We start from the raw sequence: 24,926 nt of genomic DNA, 5'->3' as shown, positions 1-24,926 counted from the left end.
CCCGAGATCGACAGCTACAAACTTTGCCATTTCCAAGCTTGTCATAGCGGCGCAATCCTTACCCGGTCGCCCGCGGTACTGTTCAGCGCCTTCCAGGTCGAAACCGGAACCTTGAGTTTGTCGTCCAGAGTTTCAGCGACCGGTGTGAGGGTGCAGCGAAACTGCTCCCGCTCGCCAGCAGCGATCAGACAGGTTTCACCCACAGCCTCATTACTGCCATGAAGCTCCTTGGGGTGGCTGGTCACCAGGGTTTTCAGGCTATCGGTGCGCCCCTCCAGCACCGGGCCGGCATCAAAAATGTCCAGAAAACTGCCCGGCTGGAATCCCTCCCGCTGAAGTAGCTCAAAATTAGGCACGGTTATCTGATGCGGCTGCCCCATCGCCTTCTGGGCAGCCTCACTCAGCAGCGTGACATAAATGGGATTCGGGGGCATGAGCTCGGCAATGAAAGTCTTGCTCAACTGACCGGAGTACTGGTCTGCCGTCTCGAAATCCATATCAAAGAAATGCCGGCCAAGACTATCCCAGAAGGGCACGCTGCCATCCTCCAACTGCACCCCCTGGATTTCCACCGCCATCCGCGAGGTAAACCATTCCCGATGATCGGCAATAAACAGAATCCGGGCACGGGATAGCAACTCGAACGCGTCGGTATTCTGGAGTTCGGGCCGTATGGAGAACGAACACAATAACGAGACATCGGTCAGCGAGTGAGAGGGGTAGAGCACCTCCACCCGGCGCGACACCCCCAGCTCATGAGAGGCATGGATCAGGGCATCCCGACGGTAACTGTAGAAGGGCTGGCCATTGCCGGCGCGGGCATCAATGCCGGCGGTGCCAGCAATGTCTCCGGTCTTGGTGTTTTCCAGCACGAACAGAAACCTGGGCGGATCGTCTTCGGCGCTGATCCTGCCGGAAAAAGACGCCAGGGATTGCTCGATCTTGTAGGCCAGGGCATCGCCCTGCTTGGGCAGAGTGGAAGAAAGACGGGCACACTGGGTGCCCGCCATGGCCAGAATCTGGTCCAGATCATCCGGCCGAGCCGGACGTACCAGCCACATAAAATCTCCTTAGGCCGCCAGTTTTTTCACCGCCGCTTCGAAACGTTCGAGGGCTTCGTCAATGTCCGATTCGGGGATAATCAGGGACGGCGCCAGACGAATCACATTCGCACCGGCCACAAGTACCATCACGCCCTCTTCCAGGCCGGCATTCAGAAAATCCTTGGCCTTGCCCTGCCATTTTTCGGTCAGCACACAACCGAGCAGCAGACCGGCGCCACGAACCTCACTGAACACACCGTAGCGCTCACCAATATTCATCATACCCTTGCGGAGTTTGTCGGAACGGGCTTTCACGCCCTTGAGAATCTCCGGCTGGCTGACGGTGTCCACCACCCTTTGGGCCACGGCGCAGGCCAGCGCGTTACCACCGTAGGTGCTGCCATGGGTCCCAACACCCAGACTGGCGGCAACCTTGGCCGTCGTCAGCATCGCCGCTACCGGGAAGCCACCACCAAGCCCCTTGGCACTGGAGAGAATGTCCGGCACCACGTCGTACATCTGATAAGCGTAGAAGTGGCCACTTCTGCCCACACCAGACTGCACCTCATCAAACACCAGCAACGCGTCATTTTCATCACAAAGCTCGCGAAGCCCCTGGAGGAACGCCTGGTCGCCGGGCATAACGCCGCCCTCACCCTGAATCGGCTCCACCACCACGGCGCAGGTTTTATCTTTGGAGATCAGCTTCTTCACCGATTCCAGATCGTTGAACTCGGCGTGATGAATACCGCCAGGCGCAGGCTCGAAGCCTTCCAGGTATTTTGGCTGGCCACCTACGCTCACGGTGAACAGGGTTCGCCCGTGGAATGAGTTCTTGAACGAGATGATCTCGTTCTTGTCTTTGCCAAAATGCTCCCAGGCGTAGCGCCGGGCCAGCTTGAAGGCCGCCTCGTTGGCTTCGGCACCGGAATTGGCGAAGAACACTCGCTCGGCAAAGGTGAGGTCACACAAAGTCTTTGCCAGACGCAGGGCCGGCTCATTGGTCATCACGTTGGACAGGTGCCAGATTTTCTCGGCCTGATCATGCAACGCACCCACCAGTCCCGGATGGGAATGGCCCAGGCAGGTCACTGCAATGCCGCCCTGGAGATCAATGAACTCGCGGCCTTCCTGATCCCAGATCCGGGAGCCCTCTCCTCGCACCGGAATAATGGAACCGGGAGCGTAGTTGGGCACCATGACTTCATCGAACAGTTCGCGGCTGACGGGGTCTTTATTCATAAATCTCTCTCGGGAAAGCGGCTAAGCACATAAAAATAGTTGAGTGACCACACCAGACAAGTAAGTAGGTGTGCGGACTCTTGCACCATAATACGCCACTCAAGGCATAAGAACATCCGGTTCCCCGATGGCCGGCAATTCAATCACCCTGTGCGGCATGCTCCCAGCCTTGGTCCTATCCAACAGCGTGCCGATCAGAAGCTTGTAGGAGTCCAGATCAAAGGCGACCGCCTGGCCGCAGAGAGAAAGATCCTGCAGCTCGTTTTCGTCATGCAGGGTGGCCACGTGCATCCAGTTGTAAACCACCAGGATATCCGTGCGGCCGGTTCGGGCATTGCGCTCGACAATCCCAACCGGGCCTTTCCAGGGCCAGGTTTTCAGCCGCAGGCCGTGAAAGGCAATCTGTACCCTGAGATTGTAGCGCTCGACATTCTCGAGCTCTTCGCAGGCGCCCTTGCAGCGCCCCAGCGAACGCTGAAAACAAGGCCCTTCGTTTTCAGGCTCCAGCCCGAGCAGTCGATTGCACAGCTCGTTTTTGGCCGCGATGCCGCTCAAGGCACGCTCGGCATCCCGTTTGCTGCGGAACAACCCGAAATAATCCCCCAACCGGTGCGGCTCGATCTCACGAACCAGCCGAGCCTGCAGATACCCTGCCTCGTTTTTCGAAAGCTCAATGCTCACCAGATTCTTGGCGGCCCGGGACCGACGATTGAACAGGGGCTTCAGCGTCTTGATCTGTTTGAGTTCGAGAAGAAGCGCTCCAAGCTCACCTGCCGTTTCTGTGCACTCGACGCGACGGAGGCTCTCGGACATCCGCACACCCCGGGACGAGTTATGATCGCCGGAAAAGTGCGACGCCACCCGCTGGGCAATGTTCGTGCTCTTGCCCACATATAAAAGCACATCGTTCTCACCGTAGAAGCGATACACCCCCGGCCCCCGAGGCAGACCCTGAAGGATATCCGTTGGTAGATGGGAGGGAATACTCGGCCGTTGCAGCAGCTCCCGCAGGGCACTTTCGAATCTCTCATCCCCCTTCTCTGCACGGGCATGCTCGAAGAACGACAGCATGGCCGAGACATCCCCCATGGCCCGATGCCGCTGAACCTGGGCAAGACCATGACGGGCTATCAGAGCATCCATGTTGTGACGCCGGAATTCCGGGTAGAGCCTTCGGGAAAGCTTCGCCGTACAGAGCACCTTCGCCGAGAAAAGACGCTCCAATCTGCGAAACTCGGATTTTATAAAACCGTAATCAAAGCGGGCATTGTGAGCGACAAACACCTTGTCCTTGAGCTGTTCCTCCAGCTCGTCCGCTACATCCGCAAACAACGGCGCATCCGCCACCATTTCATTGGAGATGCCAGTGAAGTTTTCGATAAACGGGGAAATCCGCGTTTCCGGATTCAGCAGCGTCTGCCACTCGCCCACAACCTCGCCGGCCCGCCAGAACCGGATACCAATCTCGGTAATCCGGTCCCGGGCTGAATTGCCGCCGGTGGTTTCAATATCAAGAAACGCGAACGTCGCTGACTCAAGAACTGTACTTTCGGATGCCATGGAACAACTTTACGCCTCGCTGGCAACTGCAGATGTCTGTATATGAACGAAAAGCTGTTATAGACATTCGTCTAATTTCTGCAGGAGTTTATTTGAATTGTCACGAATTCGACTAACTACCTTGTTTTTGGGTCTAACAAAAATAATGTGTGGAGACAACAACGATGCAAAGCAACAAACTGAGATTGGCAATTCGTGTCGTGCGACTGCAGCAACTGCAGTTTTTGGTGTGGCTGGCGCGATAGCATTGAACACTGATGACTACAAGACAAATCTTTACGATTTCGCTCGCGTGGTTGCGGCTTAGATATCGACGAGGACATCTCTAATGGTGGCCGCGCCTGCGCCACGCTTATGGCGAGTACAACAACGTCAGAATCGGTCGGTACTGGTCCAACTATAACTCTTGGGTCGGTAACACTGCCAACGTGGACTTCGATGGCGTTCCAGGTACTGCTGGTGCACAAGACCGGACCGAACAAATCACCTACATGAACGGCCCCCTCTCCTTCTCTCTGGAGAATCCAATCGACTACGGTGGAGTAGTAGGCGCTCCTGCTAAGGCTGGCACTCCCGCACTGACTGCGAAGTTCGAAGATTCACAGGGTGGATTTTCCTACGCGGCAGCCGTCATGGCCAAGCAAACAAGCTATGACACTGGCACAGCCGATGATTCAGCCATTGGTTATGCGGCATTCCTGGCTGGTAAAATTGCCATTACTGACATGATCTCCATTCAGGGCGCGATCAACTTTGCAGACGGCGCCAATGCCTACGTATATCGTGCGGGCAGTAACTTTGCCGGGGCAGATGCGTATGTAGACGGCAATGGCGATCTGGAAACCATTGAAGCAGTAGGCGGCGCTCTGGGTGCTAGCTTTGGTTTGGGTAATGGACGCTCGGTCAACGTAGGCTACGGCACATCAATGTCAGACTTGGACGACGCCGTTCAAAGTGGAGCAGTCGCAGCAACGACGACCGAACAAAACACTTCTATGTATATCAACTACATGTGGAGTCCGGTTGATAGCGTGAGCATGGGTGTACAGTTCGAGAATCTCGAAACTGAAAGCCAAGGCGGAGCCGATGGCGACGCAAACCGTCTCATGTACATAGCGCAGTACAACTTCTAATCCTTCCGTTAGAAGTTAGTTGACTCAGCAGAAACCCCGGCTACGGCCGGGGTTTTTGTTTGGGCGGAATTAACAGCGGAACGCTACACATATTGCTGGCCGCCAGAACCGGCAACGAGGATTGTCCGGAAAATCACTTGTTACCTTATAGAGATAGGCGTGGGTGGAAAAGCGATCAGGAAGGCCCCAAAACGACAAAGGCCGGAACGGCTTTTCAGAACTGTAGAGGGCCATGGATGGCCCGAAACAAGCGCACAGGGATGTGCTTGTAGCGTGTTCTGAAAAGCCGTTCCGGCCTTTGTCGCGCCACCCAACCCTCAGGCTGGGCGGCACATTGCTCAAAAGTTAAAGCAGCAGGGTACGAATGTCCCCAAGAAGCTGACTGAGCACCGTCGTAAACCGGGCCGCATCAGCCCCATTCACCGCTCGGTGATCGTAAGACAGCGACAACGGCAGCATCAACCGGGGCTGGAACTCCTTGCCATCCCAAACCGGCTTCATCGCGGCCTTGGACACCCCAAGGATCGCCACCTCCGGCGTATTCACGATCGGCGTAAATGCCGTGCCGCCAATACCACCGAGACTCGTGATGGTAAAACAGGCACCCTGCATTTCTGCCGGCTTCAGCTGCTTGTCCCGGGCCTTCTGGGCAAGCTCGGCGCTTTCCGCCGCCAGCTCCCACAAGCCCTTCTTGTCCACATCCCTGATCACCGGCACCATCAGCCCGTGAGGCGTATCCACCGCGATTCCGATGTGAATGTAGCTCTTGCGAACCACCTCCTTGCGCTCCATATCCAGGGACACGTTAAACTGAGGCAGTTCCGCCAGTGCCGTGGCACAGGCCTTCAGCAGGAACGGCAGCGGCGTCATCTTCACGCCCTTCTTCTCGCCGGCCGCTTTCTGAGCCTTGCGGAAATCCTCCATATCGGTGATGTCCGCATCCTCGAACTGGGTTACGTGAGGCACATTCAGCCAGCTGCGCTGCATGTTATTGGCCGTGGCGAACATCATCCGCGACATGGCCTCACGCTTCACCTCACCGAACTGGCTGAAGTCCGGCAGCTTGACACCCGGAATACCAGAACCGGTAGCAACGCCAGTACCCTGCTGAGCCTGCTTGAGCTGGCTCTTCACATAGGCATGGACATCGTCCTTGATAATCCGGCTCTTGGGGCCAGAGCCCTTGATGCGGGCCAGATCGGCACCCAGTTCCCGGGCCAGCTTGCGCACGGCCGGGCCAGCGTGGACCTTGGCGCCTGGCGTGGGAGGCTCATAGGTTGCACCCTGGGGCTCGGGCGCTGACTCTGCCTCCTGTTTCGGCTTCTCTTCGGACCTGGGCTCAGGCTTCTCTTCCTTCGCCGGTTCCTCAGACGCGGGCGCCGAGGCTTCTTCCTCTTCGCCACCACCTTCCTGAACCGTCATCTCCAGCAGTTCATCGCCCTCGGAGAGCTTGTCGCCCTCGGATACCAGGATCTTGCCCACTTTGCCCGCATAGGGCGAAGGAATCTCCATGGTGGCCTTGTCCGATTCCACTGTAACCAATGGATCGTCGGCCTCAATGGTATCGCCTTCAGCAACGTTGATTTCTATCACCGGAACATTGTCGAAACCATCCAGCGCAGGAACCTTGACGGTCTCCTTGCGGGAGCCACCAGAAGCCTTCTTCGGCGCTGGCTTGCTCTCTTCGGACTTCTCTTCCTGCTTTGCTTCTTCCTTTTCCTCGGCCTTTTCCTCGGGCTCGTCGCTGCCGGCATCGTCAGAGCCACCGGCGCTGGCTTCCATCATGCCAACAACATCACCTTCCTTTACCTTGTCACCCACCTTTACGGTGATCTTGGTGATCTTGCCGGCACCGGGTGACGGCAGTTCTACCGAGGCTTTGTCTGACTCAACCGTCAGAATCGGATCTTCTTCCTCAACCGAATCCCCTGCGCTGACAATGATTTCGATAACCTCGACCTCATCCGCACCGCCGAGATCCGGAACCTTGATTTCCTGTTCACTCATGGCGGACTCCTTAGCTCAGCACCGGGTTCGTTTTGTTGCGATCGATTCCGTACTTGCGCATGGCTTCGAGAACCACATCGTTCTTCACCTCGCCATCCTGAGCCAGGGCTGACAGCGCGGTGACAGTTACGTAGTAACGGTCCACCTCAAAGAAGCTGCGCAGCTTTTCCCGGGTGTCGCTACGACCAAAGCCGTCGGTACCCAGGGTCAGGTAGGTTTTGGGGATGAACGCCCGGAGCTGCTCGGAGTGCAGCTTGATGTAATCGGTGGAGGACACCACCGGACCCTGCTGCTTTTCAAGCATCTGGGTGACGTAAGCCTTCTTGGGCTTGTCGTCCGGGTGCAGGCGGTTCCAGCGATCAATATGCTGCCCCTCACGGGCAAGCTCGTTGAAGCTGGTAACACTCCACACGTCGGAGGCAACACCCCAGTCGTCTTTCAGCATCTGGGCCGCTGCACGCACCTCGTTAAGGATCGCGCCGGCACCCAGCAGCTGAACCCGCGGGGTCTTCTTGCGGCCCTTGGTTTCAACAGACTCGAACAGGTACATACCCTTGATGATGCCGTCTTCGCATCCCTTGGGCATTGCAGGCTGTTCGTAGTTCTCGTTCTCGATGGTCAGGTAGTAGAAGACGTTCTGGTTGTCTTCGAACATCTCTTGCATACCCTTGCGCAGCACAACCGCCATTTCGTAGCCGTAGGCCGGATCGTAGGCCTTGCAGTTCGGAATGGTGTTGGCCAGCACATGGCTGTGACCGTCCTGGTGCTGCAGACCCTCGCCGTTCAGAGTGGTCCGGCCGGCGGTGCCGCCAATCAGGAAGCCACGGGCCTGGATATCGCCGGACGCCCACGCCAGGTCACCAACCCGCTGGAAACCGAACATGGAGTAGAAGATGTAGAACGGGATCAACGGGAAGTTGTTGGTGCTGTATGACGTGGCCGCTGCCATCCAGGCGGCCATTGAGCCATCCTCGTTGATACCTTCTTCAAGGATCTGGCCTTTCTTGTCTTCCCGGTAGTACATGATCTGGTCACGGTCTTCAGGAACGTACTTCTGCCCTTCTGCCGTGTAGATACCGAGCTGCCGGAACATGCCTTCCATCCCGAAGGTACGGGCTTCGTCAGGCACGATCGGCACCACGCGCTTACCAATACGCTTGTCCTTGGTCAGTGCCGTCAGGATACGGACGAAGGCCATGGTAGTAGAGATCTTCCGGTCACCGGAACCGTCCAGAACTGCCTTGAAGATGTCCAGGTCGGGAATCTGCAGTGGCTGGCAATCCTTCCGACGCTTGGGATAGAAACCACCCAGCTCCTGCCGGCGCTTCTTCATGTAGACGATTTCCGGACTATCCGGCGCTGGCCGGTAGTAGGGCACATCCTTGAGCTCTTCGTCTTTCAACGGCACCGCAAAACGGTCGCGGAACGATTTCAACTGCTCGATATCGAGCTTTTTCAGGGAGTGAGCTGTGTTCTGCGCTTCACCGGCCTCACCAAAGCCGTAGCCCTTGATAGTGTGGGCGAGGATAACCGTCGGCCGGCCGCCATTCTTGTGAATGGCATGGTGGAAGGCCGCGTAGATCTTGTACGGATCGTGACCGCCCCGGTTGAGCTTGTTGATCTCCTCGTCAGAAAGCCCCTCGACCAGCTTCGCCGTTTCTGGGTACTTGCCGAAGAAGTGCTTCCGGGTATAAGCCGGGCCGTTGCTCTTGAAGTTCTGAAGGTCGCCATCACAGACCTCGTCCATGACCCGCTGCATCTTCCCGTCCTTGTCCTGCTCGAACAGGGGATCCCAGTGGCGACCCCAAACAACTTTCAGGACGTTCCAGCCAGCGCCCCGGAAGACACCTTCAAGCTCCTGAATGATCTTGCCGTTGCCACGTACTGGCCCGTCCAGACGCTGGAGGTTGCAGTTAACCACGAAAATCAGGTTGCTCAGGTTTTCCCGGCCGGCCATGGAGATGGAACCCAGGGTTTCCGGCTCGTCGCACTCGCCGTCACCAACAAAGCACCAGACCTTGCGATCGCCCATCTCGATGAGTTCACGGCTGTCCAGGTACTTCATTACGTGGGCCTGGTAAATCGCCTGAATCGGACCAAGCCCCATGGAAACCGTTGGGAACTGCCAGTAATCCGGCATCAGCCAGGGGTGTGGATAGGAAGAGAGGCCAGTGCCGTCTACTTCCTCACGGTATTTGTCGAGATCTTTCTCGTCGAAACGGCCCTCAAGGAAGGAGCGCGCATAAATGCCCGGGGAAGAGTGGCCCTGGAAGTACACAAGGTCGGACTCGCGCTTTTCGTCGCCGCCGTGGAAGAAATAGTTGAAGCCAACATCGTATAGGGTCGCTGCCGAAGAAAACGAGGAAACATGTCCGCCGAGATCACCGGGACGCTGGTTGGCACGCATAACCATGGCCATGGCATTCCAGCGGATCAGGGAGCGGATTCGGCGCTCCATAAAAAGATCGCCAGGCATCGGCGCCTGCTGGGAAACCGGAATACTGTTCCGGAACGGCGTGGTTATGGAATATGGCAGTTCGGTTCCATCGCGGCTCGCCCGCTCGGAAAGCCTCTCAAGAATATACTTGGCCCGGTCTACGCCTTCGTTCTCGATCAGAGATTCCAGCGCATCCAGCCATTCACTGGTTTCAATGGGATCATCGTCCTGGTACATCAAACCCTCCCCTTGGCATCAAAAAGTGCAGCGCCGCCACGATCAGCAGCCGGGCGCGTTGCGGTGTCGATAAGCTGCGATGGAATGCAGTGTTTTGTTATGGGTATTTTCAGCCTGACAGGTGTACCGGCTACCAGTACACAGAACCTGTACAAAGCATAGAACAGCTTTCACACTTTTCCTGCCTGATCACCTCGGTTTAACGGGCTTTTGGCCCCGGGGGATCACCGGCATGCCGGCGAAGTGCGTGGATTAGAACACCCGATTGCGTAGTATTTTTACTACATTTTGACCATCAAGTTCAATCAAAGCCCCTCAAACATCCTTTTAGAACGGGCTTCTTTCGGTTACTTACGGAAGAATGACCGTTTTTGGACCAACAGACAACCAGATTGCGACCAATGTCGTAGCATTCGTATCAGGCCGAAAATTGATTACCACGCTAAACGATCTTCTCGCCGCTATTCGCCGATCATTCAGAACATTTAGCGCTTTTTGTTGAATTTTCGACTCTTCGCTCCCGTGCATCCCTCAGATTTATCGCAGCTTTTTAATTAGACCTGAAAATATTTCCGGATTTATGTATACTCGCCTGCCTGATTTTTAACCACCCAGGAAAAAGTGGTCGGACCACTTTTTTGTCATTGGCATCAACAGAGGGCGATCTATGAACTCCATCGTCACCTTTCCGAACCGGATTCCCACCACGGAGTTCGAGGAACGGCGTTTCAAGGTCTACACAGACCGCCAGCTCGACAAGATCGAAGTCATTCAGAATCTCCCTGAAGAGACCCTGTTTGAAATGAAAGTGGTAGCCAGCGTGCTGCCGTTCCGGGTCAACGAGTATGTGATCAATGAACTGATCAACTGGGACAAGGTACCCAACGACCCGATCTATCAGCTTGTTTTTCCGCAGAAAGGGATGTTGAAGGACGAGCATTACGAGCGCATGGCGAAACTGCACCGGGAAGGTGCCGACAAGAAAGAGATCCAGGCTGTCGCCAAGGAAATCCGGGACGAACTCAACCCGCACCCGGCTGGCCAGATGGAAATGAACATGCCGGAGCTCGACGGTGAAGTTCTGGACGGCGTTCAGCACAAGTATCGCGAGACAGTGCTGTTCTTCCCGGCCCAGGGCCAGACCTGCCACTCCTACTGCACCTTCTGTTTTCGCTGGGCGCAGTTCGTGGGTGACAAAGACCTGAAAATGGCCAGCACCGAAGCGGAAAAGCTTCATGGCTACCTGCAGGAGCACACCGAGGTCACTGACCTGCTGGTCACCGGTGGCGACCCCATGGTGATGAAAACCAAGAACCTGGTGCAGTATCTGGAACCGCTGCTACAGCCGGAATTCGATCATATCCAGACCATTCGCATCGGCACCAAGGCCCTCACTTTCTGGCCCTACCGCTTCGTGACCGACAAGGATGCCGATGAACTGATCGACCTTTTCGCGAAACTGGTCGACGCCGGCAAGCACGTCGCCATCATGGCCCACTACAACCACTGGCAGGAAATCACCACCGAGATTGCCGAAGAGGCCATCCGCCGTATTCGCGCCACTGGTGCCGAGATCCGTGCCCAGGGCCCGCTGATCAAGCACGTCAACGACGATGCCGACGCCTGGGCCAAGCTGTGGAAGAAGGAAGTACAGCTGGGCATCATCCCCTACTACATGTTTGTAGAGCGTGACACCGGCGCCAAGAACTACTTCGAAGTGCCCCTGGTCGAGGCTTTCCACATCTATAGGGAAGCCATGAAGAAGGTCAGCGGCCTGGCCCGAACCGCCCGCGGCCCCTCCATGAGCGCCGGCCCCGGCAAGGTGGAGATCCAGGGGATTACCGAAATCAACGGCGAGAAGGTGTTTGTACTGCGCTTCCTGCAGGGCCGCAACCCCGATTGGGTTCAGCGCCCGTTCTTCGCAAAGTACAGCGAAACGGCCACCTGGTTGCATGAGCTGGAACCGGCCTTTGGAGAAGAGAAATTCTTCTTTGAAGATGAGTATGAAGAAATGAAGAAAGGTAACGGCTGAAGGCTCATACACCATATGGGTGATGCCTGGCATTTGTGGCTCTTCTAGCTTTGGTTTGTCGGAAACCGATAAAAACCAAGAATGAGGAAACACCAAATGATCAGGCAACACTCGCTTCGTTTATGGCTGTTGCTGTGCACCATGGCAGCAGCACTCATTATCAGTGGTTGCGGAGGCGGCAGCAGCTCCGGCTCCGGAACTACACCTTCCACCGATGATTCTGCAACCATCTCCGGCACCGCAGCGGCCGGGGCACCTGTATCGGGTGTTGTGGGCGCCCGAGACGCCGCAGACAATACGGCAACAGCATCCATCAATGCCGATGGCAGCTTCGAGCTGGACCTCTCCGAACTGACCACACCGGTTCTGCTCTATGCCAGCGGTATTGCAGGCGGTAACGCCTACCAGATGCTTTCCGTGGCGTTTGCCGATGATTTGAATGGCACAGCAAACATTACACCACTAACAGACCTGATTGTTGGTAACGCTGTGGGCCGAAACCCTCAGGAGTTTTTCAACAACCCGGACTTCGACCTGATCCAACAAGCCGCTATCGAGACTCAGGAAGACGCACTGAAGACGCGCTTGAAGCCCCTGCTTGATGCCCTCGGCGTTGAAGACGATTTTGATCTGCGCAACTCACCCTTTACCGCCAACCGTTCGGGGTTCGACGCGGCTCTCGATGTGATCGAGGTACAGGTCGATCCGGAAACGAATACTGCGACCATTACCAACCGGGTAAATCCAACCCAGACCATAACCAACAGTTTTGTTCAGCCGGAAAGCGAAGAAACCACGCTGGAAGTGAACGAAACAGAGATCAATGACGGTGTAACCACATTGCAGGCACTCAACACCCTGGCCAACTCATTTGCTGACGCCCTTGAGAGCCAGGATGAAACAACCCTGGAGAGCCTAACCAGCAACTTCGTCAACAACGGCGAGACCATCAGTGGCCTGACGGCTCGCCTGTCCGGTTCAGCTGCAGCTATTGAAGATGCCGGCGAACTGGCGGCAGACATTCGCAACTGGTCCCTGGCAGACCTGGGCGAAGGTACGGCGAAGCTGAACGTTGGCCAGGCCCAGGGACCATGGCAGGCCATCAATGACAACGGCGACTGGAAACTCCAGGGTAACCAGCTGGAATTCTTCGTCTTTGTTGAACCTACACATCGATATGAAAATGGCGCTGAAAGCGTGGCGATTGAAGAGATCGCAACGCTTATTTATGCCGGTTTCCCCTCAGCAAACCTGGGTGCAGTCGCAGATTCCAGCGTGACCGTTTCCGGTGATCTGGAAAGCTTTAACGGCGGGCTGCCCATAGATTCCGGGAACAACCGTTTCGCCGCCTTCCAGAGCCTTACTGCTGGCTCCATCAACTCTGGCGATCAGGTCACCTTTGCCTGGAACAACCCGGTCGAAGGGGTTGTCGATTCCACAGCGACCTTCACCATCCGTCGGGGCAGCCCCGACTTCAGCAATGGCGCGCCGGAAATCACCGCGGCTTCAGCAGATCTGGCAGCCGATGAATACAGCTTCCAGTGGACTCTGCCTCCGGGCTACGACGCCGTATCTGTACGCAATAATTTTACCGGCCAGACCTCAGGCGGCCAGGGCGGCGGCTTTACTGGCAACCCACTGGCAAACGATGCCACCAGCTTTATCGGCACTTTGCCTGAAAGCTATGTACCTGCCGAAACAGATCAACTCCGGTTAATTGCCCGGGATCCATTCGGTGTCTTCGTCTCTGCAAGGCTTTCAAATCCATTCCCCGGCCAGGTGCCAGCGCCAATGGCAGAAGACGCTCTGATCGGCAGCTGGGTCGCACGCAATGGCAATCGGACGGATAATGCCCCATGGGTCCAGATAACTTTCCTCGAGAACGGTTATTACATGCACCAGGAGCTGGATCTGCCCTACCGCCCGGAGGAGGATACGTCCGGCAGCACGGGCATCGAATTCGGTCAATACCAGTGGGACAACCAAACGGGTGAGCTGACCGTTTCTCAGATCCTTCGAGATGACAACGGCGAATGGGGACTGACATCGGTTGAAAGCGGAGTGGAGCGTCTTGCTTTGCGTGTCGATGGAGACACTCTGTCCGCCTATGATCCGACAGTTGGCCAGTCTGAAACAACTGAGTTTACACGCGTATCACTGAACCAAACAGGCGTCACCGGCAGCTGGATCATTCAGGACACCGTTGACCCCACAAACGTCTCAATATTTACCGCTCTGGCAGACAACTTTTACTTCCTCGGCACTACTCAGCCTGCCGATGAAACCGGTTCGCCAGGGCTGGAGTTCGGCACCTTCACCTATGACGGTGAAACGCTTCTACTTAACGCAAGCCCGGCGATCGACCAGAATGGAGAGTACGGCCTGTCTGATCCGATGCAAGGCTTTGACTATGCGACCGTCATCGACGGTGCCCTGATCATTGATGATGGTGAAGCGTTCCAGCTAAGCGAAATAGCGCCTGGCGTGACACCGAGCGATGGTACTGTCACTGTCAACTACGTTAGCCCGGATGAGGAAATAGCGCCCGGTCCTGCCGTCACAGGAGACTTTCACTACCTACGCTCTGCCGCTGGCATTGAAAGTTCACGATTAAACAATCCGCCAACAGTATTTCAGGCGCATTACGCCCACACCGGCGCCAGCATCGCGGACAATTCCGATGGAAAAGGGACGCTGAGCTGGGCAGATCTCTGTGTCGGCGATCTGTTCATTGAACCGGGAACCAGCGAAGACGGTCGGGACGCACTGTTCGATTCCGTCAGTGAGTGCTTTGGTCAGAGCAACGGCTTTGATTTGACCTTCACCGAAACGGGGCTTTTTGCAGCAGTTCCCGAAAGCACCACGATTGACCCCGAGGATGGTTCCCAGATTGTCACCGGCGCAACAGAGATCGACTTCCGGGCGCTTGACGCTGGTCGCAGCCTGTTTATTGCGACTGAGGCGAATAGCTTCCAGTACGAGGAAAGCGACGGAAGTTTCACCGAAGGCCGGGACATGAATACCCATGTTCTCAGCAAGACAGATCCCTCGCTGACCGTCGATTCGCTTGCCGGAGACTGGGGCTTCGCCACCTTGCGCATCTCCAACATCGTTGATGATTTCGACGCAGTCGTACCGAACGAGATGGAGTACGGAGCAGGGGCCCTCAACATCAGCGTTGATGCGGCTGGCAACGCCACTCTGACCGACGAAGTACAGCTGAATGTCGGCCAGGGCCTGAAACCCCTGGTGAATAGCGATATCTTCATTGATACAAGGAACGAAGAAACCGCACTCAACGTTGATCTTGGCGCTTTCGGGCTCACAACTGATGGCACGCTGGACCTGCTGAATGGCGAGCTCGGCGGATTTGTGTCGCAGGGCAGCGACGTAATGACACTGGGGCTTCCCAATCCATTCACGCCCTATACCGTGCAGACCGAAGAATCGTCGTTCCTCATCGGTGTAAAACTGGACCCGAACTTCCAGGCCACCGACCTCGCCGGAAAGTCCTACGACCTGATGCTGAAAGGCTACTTTGCCGGGCAGAACTACTTTGAAACGGACATCTTCCTGCCAGGAGCAACACTGGAATTCGACGCCAGTGGCACAGCAATCTCACAAAGGGGCCTTACCTTTGCCTATTCCAATTTTGGTCTGAACACCGACGTTTTGGATGTGACCCGGCAATCTGCCGGCCTCCCCGCCAACACCTGGACGTATCAGGTCGACGGCCCGACCGGGCTGATCAGAATGGAATCCCCTCAATACACGTATTCTGGCGGGGACGTTGGCTATGGTGAACAGTTCGGTTATTCCTCTGCAGACAACCGGTTGCTGGTACTGGTCTCGCGCTTCTACGACAACTCTGGAGGTGTACCAATGGGACCCGCTGGCGTTTACATAGCCTACGCCATCTGCAACAACTGCAACTGACACCTCAACTGATTTTTCTCTTCAGCCCCGCCAAGTGCGGGGCTTTTTTATGGATGTTTGGCACAGACTGCAAGCCTGTGCTTTACTTGCAGGACGCAACCAATATGTACAAAAAAGCAACAGGGAGCGATTGGTTTGAAGGATCCGGGGTCTGAAGTCCCTCACTTGCTGGATGATCTGTATGAGCGAGCGACCGCCCCGGACCAGTGGCCGGAGTTCCTTGCCAAGCTTATGGTTCTGTTCCGTGGAGAAACCGCCACCATACGTCTGAGCGACCTGGACAATCCGGTAATACACCAATCCTATACCACCGGTTTCCGACAGGAAATCAATCGAATATACGAAGCCGAGGGCGTTGAGTGTGATCCCTTCAGGGATGCATTGGCGGCGTTACCCGTCGGCAAGGCGCTAGAGAGTACCGCGGTTATCGAAGACCGGGCGTTTGAACGTTCCGTCCACTACCAATCCGTGTTTCGGCCCAACGGCAACTTTTATGCGTTGGGCACTCAATTCGAACGCCAGAACGGTCAGGCAATGCATATAGGCATTCACCGACCGAAACAAAAGGGCCCCTTCAGTAACGACGAACTCAAACTGCTGGAGCTCTTCAGCCCCCATCTTCGGCGAGTCGTGAAGCTATCGCGCATGATGGCCGACCTGAACGATGCGCTCTCTGTCGCCAGGCATGCCCTGGACCGATTACCGTTCGGAGTCTGGTACATGGACAGCGAATTACGGGTGCAATGGCTGAACGCCAGCGCGGAAGAGGCCTTCGCCACCAACAGCTTTGGTCTGAAAGTCCAATACAACCGTCTTCGAATGCTGGCCGCAGGCGCATCCGCAACCCTGCGAGCCATGGTGCGACGTTTGACTGAGCATCGCTCGCTCACGGAAACCGTAAAACTTGGGCAAACCGGTGCCTGCCTGCTCATGGTGCCAACCTGCACCGCCGGAACCAGTCTTCACATAACCCGCTCACCGGCACCCAAAATTCTATGTTTTCTGTTGGACACCACTCGGCCAGCGGAATTGGACGAGAATCGGCTGACCACGATGTATCACCTCACACCTGCGGAGTACCGGCTTGCAAATCTTCTGGTAACCGGCATCGATGTCAACGAGGCCAGCGCAGTGCTTGAGATTTCTCCTCACACCGGCCGGACACAGCTCAAATCCATCATGCGCAAGACCGGCGTTCGCCGTCAGGCCAGCCTGCAGCGAATACTGTTACTTTGCGCCGACACGCTAAGATCCCCTAATGACTGATGCTGCAAGAAACCTGAATCTTCGACTGCCAGACGGCCGTAATCTGAGTTTTTCAGACATCGGCACCGGCGAAAATGGCACCTGGATTCACTGCCATGGAATTCCCGGATCCCGTAACGAACTGCTTCACCTGGAGAGTGCTCTGTTCCACGCCGGGGTGCGGGTCATTGTTCCGGATCGCCCGGGTTATGGGCAGTCCAGCCCCTGCCCCGGTTATGGATTTTCAAACCATTCGGATGATCTGAGGCAACTGGCCGACCATCTGGAACTGGATGACGTCATGCTATCCGGGTTCTCGGGTGGCGGCGTATTCGCCATGGCCGCCGCCCATGATCTGGGTAAACGAATCGAGGAGCTGGTGATCGCAGCAACGCCGGCGGTTCCCCTGATGGACAATCCCTTCGATTATGCCTCAGAACTTACCGCCAGCACCTGGCGAGCGGCACTGGACGATCGCGATGCGCTTGCAAAAGAGCTGGAGGTCATTACCGGTTCTGTGGATTTGCTATTGGAGGCGCTCATAGGAGCAGTAGGCGATCAGGAGGAGCACTACCTGTTATCAAACTCTGTTCGTCCGGGCTTTACGCAGAACCTTTGCGCCGCCCTGGAGCAGGGATCCAAAACGGCAGCCAATGCGCTTGCCAGAGATTCGTTTCTAACAGCCCAATCATGGCCTTTTTCACCCCAGGACATACACCTGCCAGTAAGGGTCATTCATGGCTCGGGGGACAGGCTTGTGCACATAGAACACCAGAGCACGTTGTCCGGGAACTTTCCGGACGGTTCCCCTGAGGTCATCAGCGGCGCTCACTACGGCGCGCTTTCAGCTATCTGGAACTGATCTGCGCCTGCGCCCATCTGGAGTACTGAAGCTCAATAATTGTAAGACAGCCCCAGACTTATGGCGCGAACGCTGGACCACGTTACCTCATCTGCAGAAACCATAGCCTGCCATTTCCCCCTGGTCAGTTCCAACCGTAACGATTCCAGCTCCGGCCAGTAGCTGGCCAGTATCCGTGCTTCACCGGCCAGCGTTCGCCCGAAGCCGGCGCCGTAGAGCCCATAGCCGAATTGATATTGGCCATGCACGACTGCGAGCCAAGCACCCTCTTGCCACTGGGCCGTACCATAAAACCTGGGATCCAGATCCTGATAAAAAGTATCCCGATACCCTTCCGTGCCAGATATCGTTGGGGCAAAGACAGCGTAGCCTTCGTCATCGAAGGACTTGTTGTCGGTATTTGCCTGAGCTTGAGTGAAAGGTGCGTCCTTCCAACGAATCCGTGAGAAAAGATCCTCGGCTCGAAAATTCAGATTGAGTTTTTTCATTGGCTGCCAACTGGCGGCGATGTCAAAAGCCCAGCCGATGCCACTGGCTTTCTCTACATCCGGCCGATCAAAGATCACGTCCCGGTAGTAGACATAGTCAACGTCTGCGCTGAAGTCATAGTCATTTTCGGCGGCCGCCACAAACTCCCCATCAAGGGTGCCGCTCATCAAATGGCGGGTTTTGAACACGGAAATGCCGCCGGAAATGGTCCAGGATTCCTGGCTATGTCGATAGCCAGACCGGATCCCGGACCCCGAAAAACCGTTAACGCGCAGAGCCACTGGAATCCGTTCGCCCTCGTTCAGCGGCTCCTTACGGGCAATCTGTCCGTAAAAGCTCACGGCCTCCGAATTCATCCTCAGATCCGCCAGCGCACGGGTGAAAACCGAAATCTCGATTCCCCGCTCACGGAACCCAACCTCCGCCTGACTGACCGCCCATTGGCGGCGACCTGAATCGAATTCACTGCCCCAATCGCTCAGTGTAGTTTTGATTGGCTCCGGCTCGCTAACCAGTTGGGCCTCGAACCTGCCGAACATCTCCACGGCCGGCGCTGTATTGGCATAAACACTTGCTATAACGAAAAAAAAGGCGGGGCCGAAGCCCCACCTTTCTTTCCGGTTACCCGGTGCTTTCATCAGAACAAAGTCTCGAACACGGTTTCTTCGCCGTTCGGATAGGTGATGACCGGAACGCCGTTTCGTAGCTCTACGTCACCAATGTCTTCGCCGTTAACGAAGACATTACCTGTCAGGCTCTGAACACCGCTGGCCGTTTCTGAGCCAACCGCCTCGAGACGGAATCCTTGCGGGTTCCAGAATGCCAGGCTGACTTCCGGATTTTCAGCATTCAGCTCATCGGTGCTGACCTTCAGACTGTAGCTGCCACCATCCCAGCTAACGTTTGCGAGCACGCTGCCACCGTTCAGAGTTGAACGTGTCAGTGTAACCACGGCCGTAGCTTTCGGCATATCAGCCAGAGAAACGCCTGCAGCGATGTTGAACGACAGGTTGACGAAGTTTTCGGCGGTTTCCAGATCAGGGAAAGTAATGTCCGCATTAACTTCAGCAAGATCAGATGCACTGCTTCCGGAAACCCAAACATTTTGGATACTGGATTGACCGGCAACGGTGGCGCCAACGGCGGTTTCGAGTTTCCCGAGGATTAGCTGGTCAACGGCGTCATTTTCGGCACTATCGAGCACATTGCAGTTGTAATCGTAGAAGCCAAGCTCGCTGTCATACCAACCAGAGTTAGCCACTCTCTCACCGAAAACTTCTGTTCCCGAGTCGAAGTCATAACAGGAGCCGTATGAATAAATATCAAACCAGAAATCCTGAGCAGTTTCATCATACTCAACAAACTGCGACACCTCGGCACGATCCACCTCAAAATCAAACGCCGCAGTTGTGTCGTTGTAATCAAGGTAAGTGAAAAGGTTGAAGCGCTGAGCGCTGCTGCTGTTCAAGGATGTTGAAAGATTGAAAGTGCGTCCGGACGTCGCGGTGAAGTCCCCAGCCAGGGCGAAAGACTCCGGAGAGAATGGCTCATCCAAAGCGCTGAAGCTCGAGCCAGTCATATTTACGGCTTTCACAGAGATCTCGCCATCGAAACTTGCTGCTTCGGGGTTGGCAAGAGCAACGGAACCGTTAAGAGTAATGGCACTGAATTTTTCCAGAACCGCATCGGCCGTCACCTCGCCTGCAATCGATTCGGAAAGCTCCAGGTTGGCAACCAGATCCAGAGCTGCACGATCAAAACCGGTGCCATCACCGACCGTACCGCTGACACTGACATTGTTTTGTGCAAGCAGTGACAGAACCTTCTCGGCATCGTAGGTTAGATCCAGATCGCTCTGAGAAAGGCTGGTACCAATAACCAGGTCAAACTCGCGGGTCTCTCCACCGATCTGGGAAACACTGCCAGTGGCCGTAGCCTTGAGGCCGGACTCTGTGTCTTCGAATACCAGCTCGGCATCCATAGTACCAGTCACTGTTGGATCTTCTTCATCCGTCCAGTTCAACGGGGCTGTGAAAGGCGTGCCGTTTTCCAGAGCGTCCAGCAGAGCCGCCCGTCCTTCGGTACCGGCCAACTGTTGAGAAAAGGCATCGAGTACCTTGCTTACCAGATCGCCGGTAACGCCAGCCTGGGCGAATACGTCACTGACGGTTTCTGCGTCCGCATCCAGCGCAACAGAAACGGCGGACGTTTCGTCCTGAAGGGCAGCAGCGGTTTCATCGATAGAGCCGGCCCAGCTGCGGAACTGGGAAACAAACGACTGGAAGGCCGCAACCTTGTCCGCTTGCGTGGCACCCTCATCAAGATCCAGTTCCTCGTCATAGCTGGGAGCAAGGTTGTCCCCTGCAGCGTCAAACTGAGCAGTCTGGTTGTTCAGGGACTCCTGAGTCTCGTCATCCAGGCCGTCCGTTGTCTCGACAACAGTTTTCACAGCTGAAGACAGGCTTGCCGCTGTAAATGTATCTTCGCTGTTGATTGAGCCATCATTGAGAGCATCAGAGAAGCTGTCCAATGTAGCCGCTACATTCTCGCCTCCGGAAAACACCAGTTCGGCAACAGCTGCGTTCATAACTGCAGCCTGTGCTTCAGCAGCGCTTGCACCGGTCAGGTCATTCACGTCGCGAGCCACGGTATTTTCAATATCGAAGCCTGCCACCTGACTCACTTCCGCTTTCGCCTGCCTCGCAGCATCGGCAACACTCTTTCCTCCGGCAACAAGAGTTTTTGCACGTTTTGCTGCCATGGTTGACCATGCGGTCACCGGAACACTCACGGCGCTACCAGGTGCACTGGCTTTGCCAATGGCATTGAGTTTGAAATCACCAGGCAACGTCACATCGGAGCCTTTCGTTCCACAGGCTGAAGCATCGCAAACCATACGGGTTTCAGAGTTCACGGTGATCTCGATCTCTACAAGTCCACCCTCGTAGTTATCGTTTAGCTCAATACGGTATTGGCCTTCGTTATCTGTTGTAGTTGTTCCAACGGGCGTATCCAACCGCTCACCGGAATCATCCAGTTCGTAAGCAGTCACAACCGCATTTTTCATCACACCTTTAACTGCAGAACCAGATACAACAGAGGCATCACCTCCAGGAGGGGTGCCAGCTGACGGTGACGATGAACCGCCTCCGCCGCAACCAGTTACAACCAGGCCTGAGGAAACTGCAACAGCAAGCGCTAACCTTTTGAACTTATCCAAAGCGTCTCTCCTTGAGATCTTTATTTTCTGACGGTTGGCTACGACAAAATTAACATCCAGCAATGTCGCAAACCGTCAAAGAGGCTAATCCAAGGAAAGACCATTCGATAGGCAGGGTTTCGTTCACAAAACACTCAAAACGAGAAGAAACTCCACACTGCACTGTTTTTATTGGCTTTTTATGCTGACCTTCAAATGTGAAACATTATAAAAGATCATCTTAAATATGAGTTTGTGAATTAAATAGACTAGAACATCTCCAATCTACTCATTTCTTCGGCACAAACCCTTCCGGCTTGTCGCTCAACCATTCCACGAACGTTCGCAACTCCTCCAGTTCCAGAAGCTTTTCCCGGGTATTGAAGTGCAGCCCTAGCTCGTATTCCGAGCGAGCCTTATGAATGGCGTTATGGCAGGGACGGCATACCCACAGCGTTCGGGTGATCAAATCGTCCTTGGTGAACAGTTTCTGGAACCGCTTCTTGCGGTGCAGGTGTTTGGGAATCAGGTGGTGCCTGGTAAGTTTCGCAACCGGGCGTTCACAGAGTTCGCAGTTGTCGGGTTGGGGAGGGAGTTTGAGCATTGCGGAAATACCAGTCGGGTTTCGCCCATGGCTCCACCCGACCTATGTTGTATTTGGCCAGCGCCAAACAATCAGTGCATCAGGGTATAGAGCTTCCGGCGATAGGTCCTTACGTCCGGGTTGTTGTTACCCAGCTTGTCGAACAGTTCGATCAGCGTTGTCTTGGCCACTTCGTCTTTGTACTTGCTGTCCACCTGCATCAGGCGGATCAGCAGGTCCATGGCCTCGGCGTTGTTTTCCTGTAATACGTGATGAAGTGCCAACTGGTGCAGTGCGTTCGGATCCTTCGGGTCCTGCTCCAGCGCCATTTCCAGATCCTTGATCGGAGGCAGTTCGGCCGACTGCTTCAGAAACTTGATTCGTGCTGCCAGCTGTTTGGCCTGGTGCTGCATTTTTTCTTCTGGAGGCAGACTTTCAAGGACCTGCTCGGCCGTTTCCAGATCACCCATTTCCGCCTTCAACTGGGCCAGGTCGATCAGGACTTTGAGATTTTCCGGGTCCTCCTGGTTCATCTGGGACAGGATAGCCAATGCTCCCTCCACATCGCCTTCTTCCCAGATCCGATGCGCCTTTTCATAGGGATCTTCCTTGGGGGCTTCCACGTGTTTGTCCAGAACCTTGCGGATTTCGCTTTCCGGCAGGGCACCGTTGAAGCCATCCACGGCCTGGCCATTCTTGACCAGGATTACGGTCGGTAGGCTACGCACACCAAGGCTGGAGGTGAGCTGTTCCTGCTCGTCGGCGTTCACCTTGGCCAGCATAAACGCACCCTGGTAGTCCTCCGCCAGTTTTTCCAGCAGGGGCATCAACTGTTTACAGGGGGCACACCACTCGGCCCACACATCCACCAGGATGGGCGTGCTTGCAGAGGCTTCCATCACCTTCTGCTGAAAGTTTTCCATGGTGGCGTCAAAGATGTAGGGAGAGTTGCTCATGCAAGGCACCTGAAAAGTCGAATGATTCGTTCGGAGTTGCCAGAAACATGGGGCCAACTCCCCGAAATTCAAGCGCCAAACGCGCTAACCCAAGTCCTTGAAATCACCGTATCTGCCGTTACATAGCTAATAAGCAACGCCCCGGGGCAACGACGCAGCAGCCCGTCCCGGGCAGATTCACAACCTTTCCGGATGGATACTCGCGGCATGAATGATGAGACGCAAAACGATTCACTAGAGGAATTCGAAGAGGACGTGACCGAATATATCGGCAAGGACGAGCACAGCAAGAGCCTTGCCCTGCCCCAGCAGATGATGCCCCGGCGCATGTACGTGCTGCCGGTTTCGAACCGTCCGTTTTTCCCGGCCCAGGTGCAGCCTGTGGTGGTCAACCAGAATCCGTGGCAGGAAACCCTGAAGCGGGTCGGCGAAACCGACCACAAGGTCATGGGTATCTGTTTTGTGGAAGAAGAGGATGCGGAGGCAGGCGTTCCTGCCAGCGAACAGCTGGAGACCGTCGGCTGCGCCGTGCGCGTACATCATGCCCAGAATGAAAGCGGCAAGGTTCAATTCATCGCCCAGGGGCTTCAACGCTTTCGGATTGTCCAGTGGTTGCGCCGCAAACCGCCTTACCTGGTTGAAGTGGAATATCCGGCAGAACCGGAAGAAGAGGCAGACGAACTCAAGGCCTACACCCTGGCCATTATCAGCGCGATCAAGGAGCTGCTGCGCACCAATCCGCTGTACGGCGAGGAGGTAAAACAGTACCTGTCCCGGTTCGGGCCGGATGACAGTTCTCCGCTTGCCGACTTTGGCGCCTCGATGACCAGCGCTCCGGGTAACGAATTGCAGGATGTGCTGGACACCGTTCCCCTGCTCCGCCGCATGGAAAAGGTCCTGCTCCTGATGCGCAAGGAACATGAAGTCGCTCGGCTGCAGTCGGAAATCAGCGAGGAGGTTAACGCCAAGGTGCAGAAGCACCAGCGCGAGTTCTTCCTGAAGGAACAACTCAAGGTCATCCAGCGTGAGCTGGGCATGGCCAAGGACGACAAGACCGCAGACGTGGAGCGTTTCGAGCAGCGCATGGCAGAGCTGCAACCGCCCGAGGCTGTGCAGGAGCGTTTCCGGGATGAACTCGAAAAACTGCAGGTGCTGGAACAGGGCTCCCCGGAATATGGCGTTACCCGTAACTATCTGGACTGGCTGACCCAGGTTCCCTGGGGCGTTCACTCGGAAGATCACTTCGATCTGGCCGAAGCAAGGCGAATACTCGACCGCGATCACGACGGCCTCGACGATGTGAAAGACCGAATCATCGAATTTCTGGCGGAAGGAACGATCAAGGGCGAGGTCAGCGGTTCGATCCTCTTGCTGGTAGGCCCACCGGGCGTTGGCAAGACATCGATCGGCCATTCCGTGGCGGATGCACTGGGGCGGAAGTTCTATCGCTTCAGCGTTGGCGGCATGCGGGACGAAGCTGAAATCAAAGGCCATCGCCGCACTTATATCGGCGCCATGCCAGGCAAGTTTGTCCAGGCACTGAAAGATTCAAAAGTGGCGAACCCGGTCATCATGTTGGATGAAATCGACAAGATCGGTGCGTCCTTCCAGGGCGACCCGGCCTCTGCCCTGCTGGAGACACTGGACCCTGAACAGAACCGCGACTTCCTGGACCACTATCTGGATGTCCGCATGGACCTCTCAAAGGTTCTGTTCATCTGCACCGCGAACCAGCTGGACACGATTCCGCGGCCGCTGCTGGACCGCATGGATGTCATTCGTCTGTCCGGCTATATCGCGGAAGAGAAACTGGCCATCGCCAAGCACTTCCTGCTTCCCAGACTGCTGAAGCGGGCTGGGCTGCTGAAAAAGCAGCTCAACATCACGGACGCAGCGATCAAGCAGGTTATTGAGGGCTATGCGCGAGAGGCCGGCGTGCGGAGCCTGGAAAAACTCCTGCACAAG

General features: G+C 55.8%; 15 protein-coding genes. 6 read left to right on the top strand and 9 right to left on the bottom strand.

Annotated features, from left to right (window positions below):
* Positions 1–41: 41 nt before the first annotated feature.
* From KYE_RS00410 to KYE_RS00400, 3 genes are all read right to left on the bottom strand, one after another.
* On the bottom strand, positions 42–1,061 hold the full coding sequence (locus KYE_RS00410) for an arginine N-succinyltransferase (RefSeq protein WP_008169242.1): 1,020 nt from the start codon (positions 1,059–1,061) through the stop codon (positions 42–44).
* 9 nt (positions 1,062–1,070) lie between these two features.
* A complete protein-coding gene (locus KYE_RS00405; RefSeq protein ID WP_008169240.1) occupies positions 1,071–2,285 on the bottom strand; it encodes an aspartate aminotransferase family protein in 1,215 nt (404 codons plus the stop codon).
* 99 nt (positions 2,286–2,384) lie between these two features.
* Positions 2,385–3,845, bottom strand: a complete 1,461-nt coding sequence (locus KYE_RS00400) for an exonuclease domain-containing protein (RefSeq protein WP_008169238.1) — start codon at positions 3,843–3,845, stop codon at positions 2,385–2,387.
* Between the two features lie 428 nt (positions 3,846–4,273).
* Between KYE_RS00400 and KYE_RS00395 the strand changes: the two genes are divergently transcribed.
* Positions 4,274–4,978: a hypothetical protein gene (locus KYE_RS00395; RefSeq protein WP_008169237.1), complete on the top strand. Its 705-nt coding sequence runs from the start codon at positions 4,274–4,276 to the stop codon at positions 4,976–4,978.
* Between the two features lie 345 nt (positions 4,979–5,323).
* Here KYE_RS00395 and aceF read toward each other — a convergent pair whose 3' ends face one another.
* Positions 5,324–6,985 carry a dihydrolipoyllysine-residue acetyltransferase gene (gene aceF, locus KYE_RS00390; RefSeq protein ID WP_008169236.1) on the bottom strand — a complete coding sequence of 554 codons (1,662 nt, stop codon included), beginning with the start codon at positions 6,983–6,985 and terminating at the stop codon, positions 5,324–5,326.
* A gap of 10 nt (positions 6,986–6,995) precedes the next feature.
* Entirely contained in the window at positions 6,996–9,659 is a 2,664-nt protein-coding gene (aceE, locus tag KYE_RS00385; protein ID WP_008169235.1) for a pyruvate dehydrogenase (acetyl-transferring), homodimeric type, read from the bottom strand.
* Positions 9,660–10,326: 667 nt separating this feature from the next.
* Between aceE and KYE_RS00380 the strand changes: the two genes are divergently transcribed.
* From KYE_RS00380 to KYE_RS20820, 4 genes are all read left to right on the top strand, one after another.
* Positions 10,327–11,691: a KamA family radical SAM protein gene (locus tag KYE_RS00380; RefSeq protein WP_008169234.1), complete on the top strand. Its 1,365-nt coding sequence runs from the start codon at positions 10,327–10,329 to the stop codon at positions 11,689–11,691.
* Positions 11,692–11,787: 96 nt separating this feature from the next.
* Positions 11,788–15,627 carry a hypothetical protein gene (locus tag KYE_RS00375; RefSeq protein ID WP_008169233.1) on the top strand — a complete coding sequence of 1,280 codons (3,840 nt, stop codon included), beginning with the start codon at positions 11,788–11,790 and terminating at the stop codon, positions 15,625–15,627.
* A 135-nt stretch (positions 15,628–15,762) separates the two neighbouring features.
* The gene (locus KYE_RS00370; protein ID WP_139043632.1) at positions 15,763–16,893 is read left to right on the top strand and encodes a helix-turn-helix transcriptional regulator; all 1,131 of its coding nucleotides are present in this window, start codon (positions 15,763–15,765) and stop codon (positions 16,891–16,893) included.
* Positions 16,886–17,734, top strand: a complete 849-nt coding sequence (locus tag KYE_RS20820; protein WP_008169230.1) for an alpha/beta fold hydrolase — start codon at positions 16,886–16,888, stop codon at positions 17,732–17,734. Before KYE_RS00370 ends, KYE_RS20820 begins: the two co-directional genes overlap by 8 nt.
* A 32-nt stretch (positions 17,735–17,766) precedes the next feature.
* Here KYE_RS20820 and KYE_RS00360 read toward each other — a convergent pair whose 3' ends face one another.
* The 4 genes from KYE_RS00360 to trxA form a co-directional block, all read right to left on the bottom strand.
* Entirely contained in the window at positions 17,767–18,762 is a 996-nt protein-coding gene (locus KYE_RS00360; RefSeq protein ID WP_139043628.1) for a hypothetical protein, read from the bottom strand.
* Between the two features lie 98 nt (positions 18,763–18,860).
* Positions 18,861–21,275, bottom strand: a complete 2,415-nt coding sequence (locus KYE_RS00355; protein WP_139043627.1) for a hypothetical protein — start codon at positions 21,273–21,275, stop codon at positions 18,861–18,863.
* A gap of 436 nt (positions 21,276–21,711) precedes the next feature.
* On the bottom strand, positions 21,712–22,026 hold the full coding sequence (locus tag KYE_RS00350) for a hypothetical protein (RefSeq protein ID WP_008169223.1): 315 nt from the start codon (positions 22,024–22,026) through the stop codon (positions 21,712–21,714).
* A gap of 71 nt (positions 22,027–22,097) precedes the next feature.
* Positions 22,098–22,961, bottom strand: coding sequence for a thioredoxin (gene trxA, locus KYE_RS00345; RefSeq protein WP_008169221.1), 864 nt, complete (start codon positions 22,959–22,961; stop codon positions 22,098–22,100).
* Between the two features lie 207 nt (positions 22,962–23,168).
* Here trxA and lon point away from each other — a divergent pair.
* A partial coding sequence (gene lon / locus KYE_RS00340) for an endopeptidase La (RefSeq protein ID WP_008169220.1) occupies positions 23,169–24,926 on the top strand: 1,758 nt, incomplete at its 3' end.

Origin of the sequence: Marinobacter manganoxydans MnI7-9 (assembly GCF_000235625.1) — a bacterium.
GTDB classification, from domain to species: domain Bacteria; phylum Pseudomonadota; class Gammaproteobacteria; order Pseudomonadales; family Oleiphilaceae; genus Marinobacter; species Marinobacter manganoxydans.
The sequence above is the reverse complement of the archived record's forward strand: the minus strand, read 5'-3'. Positions and strand labels throughout refer to the sequence as shown.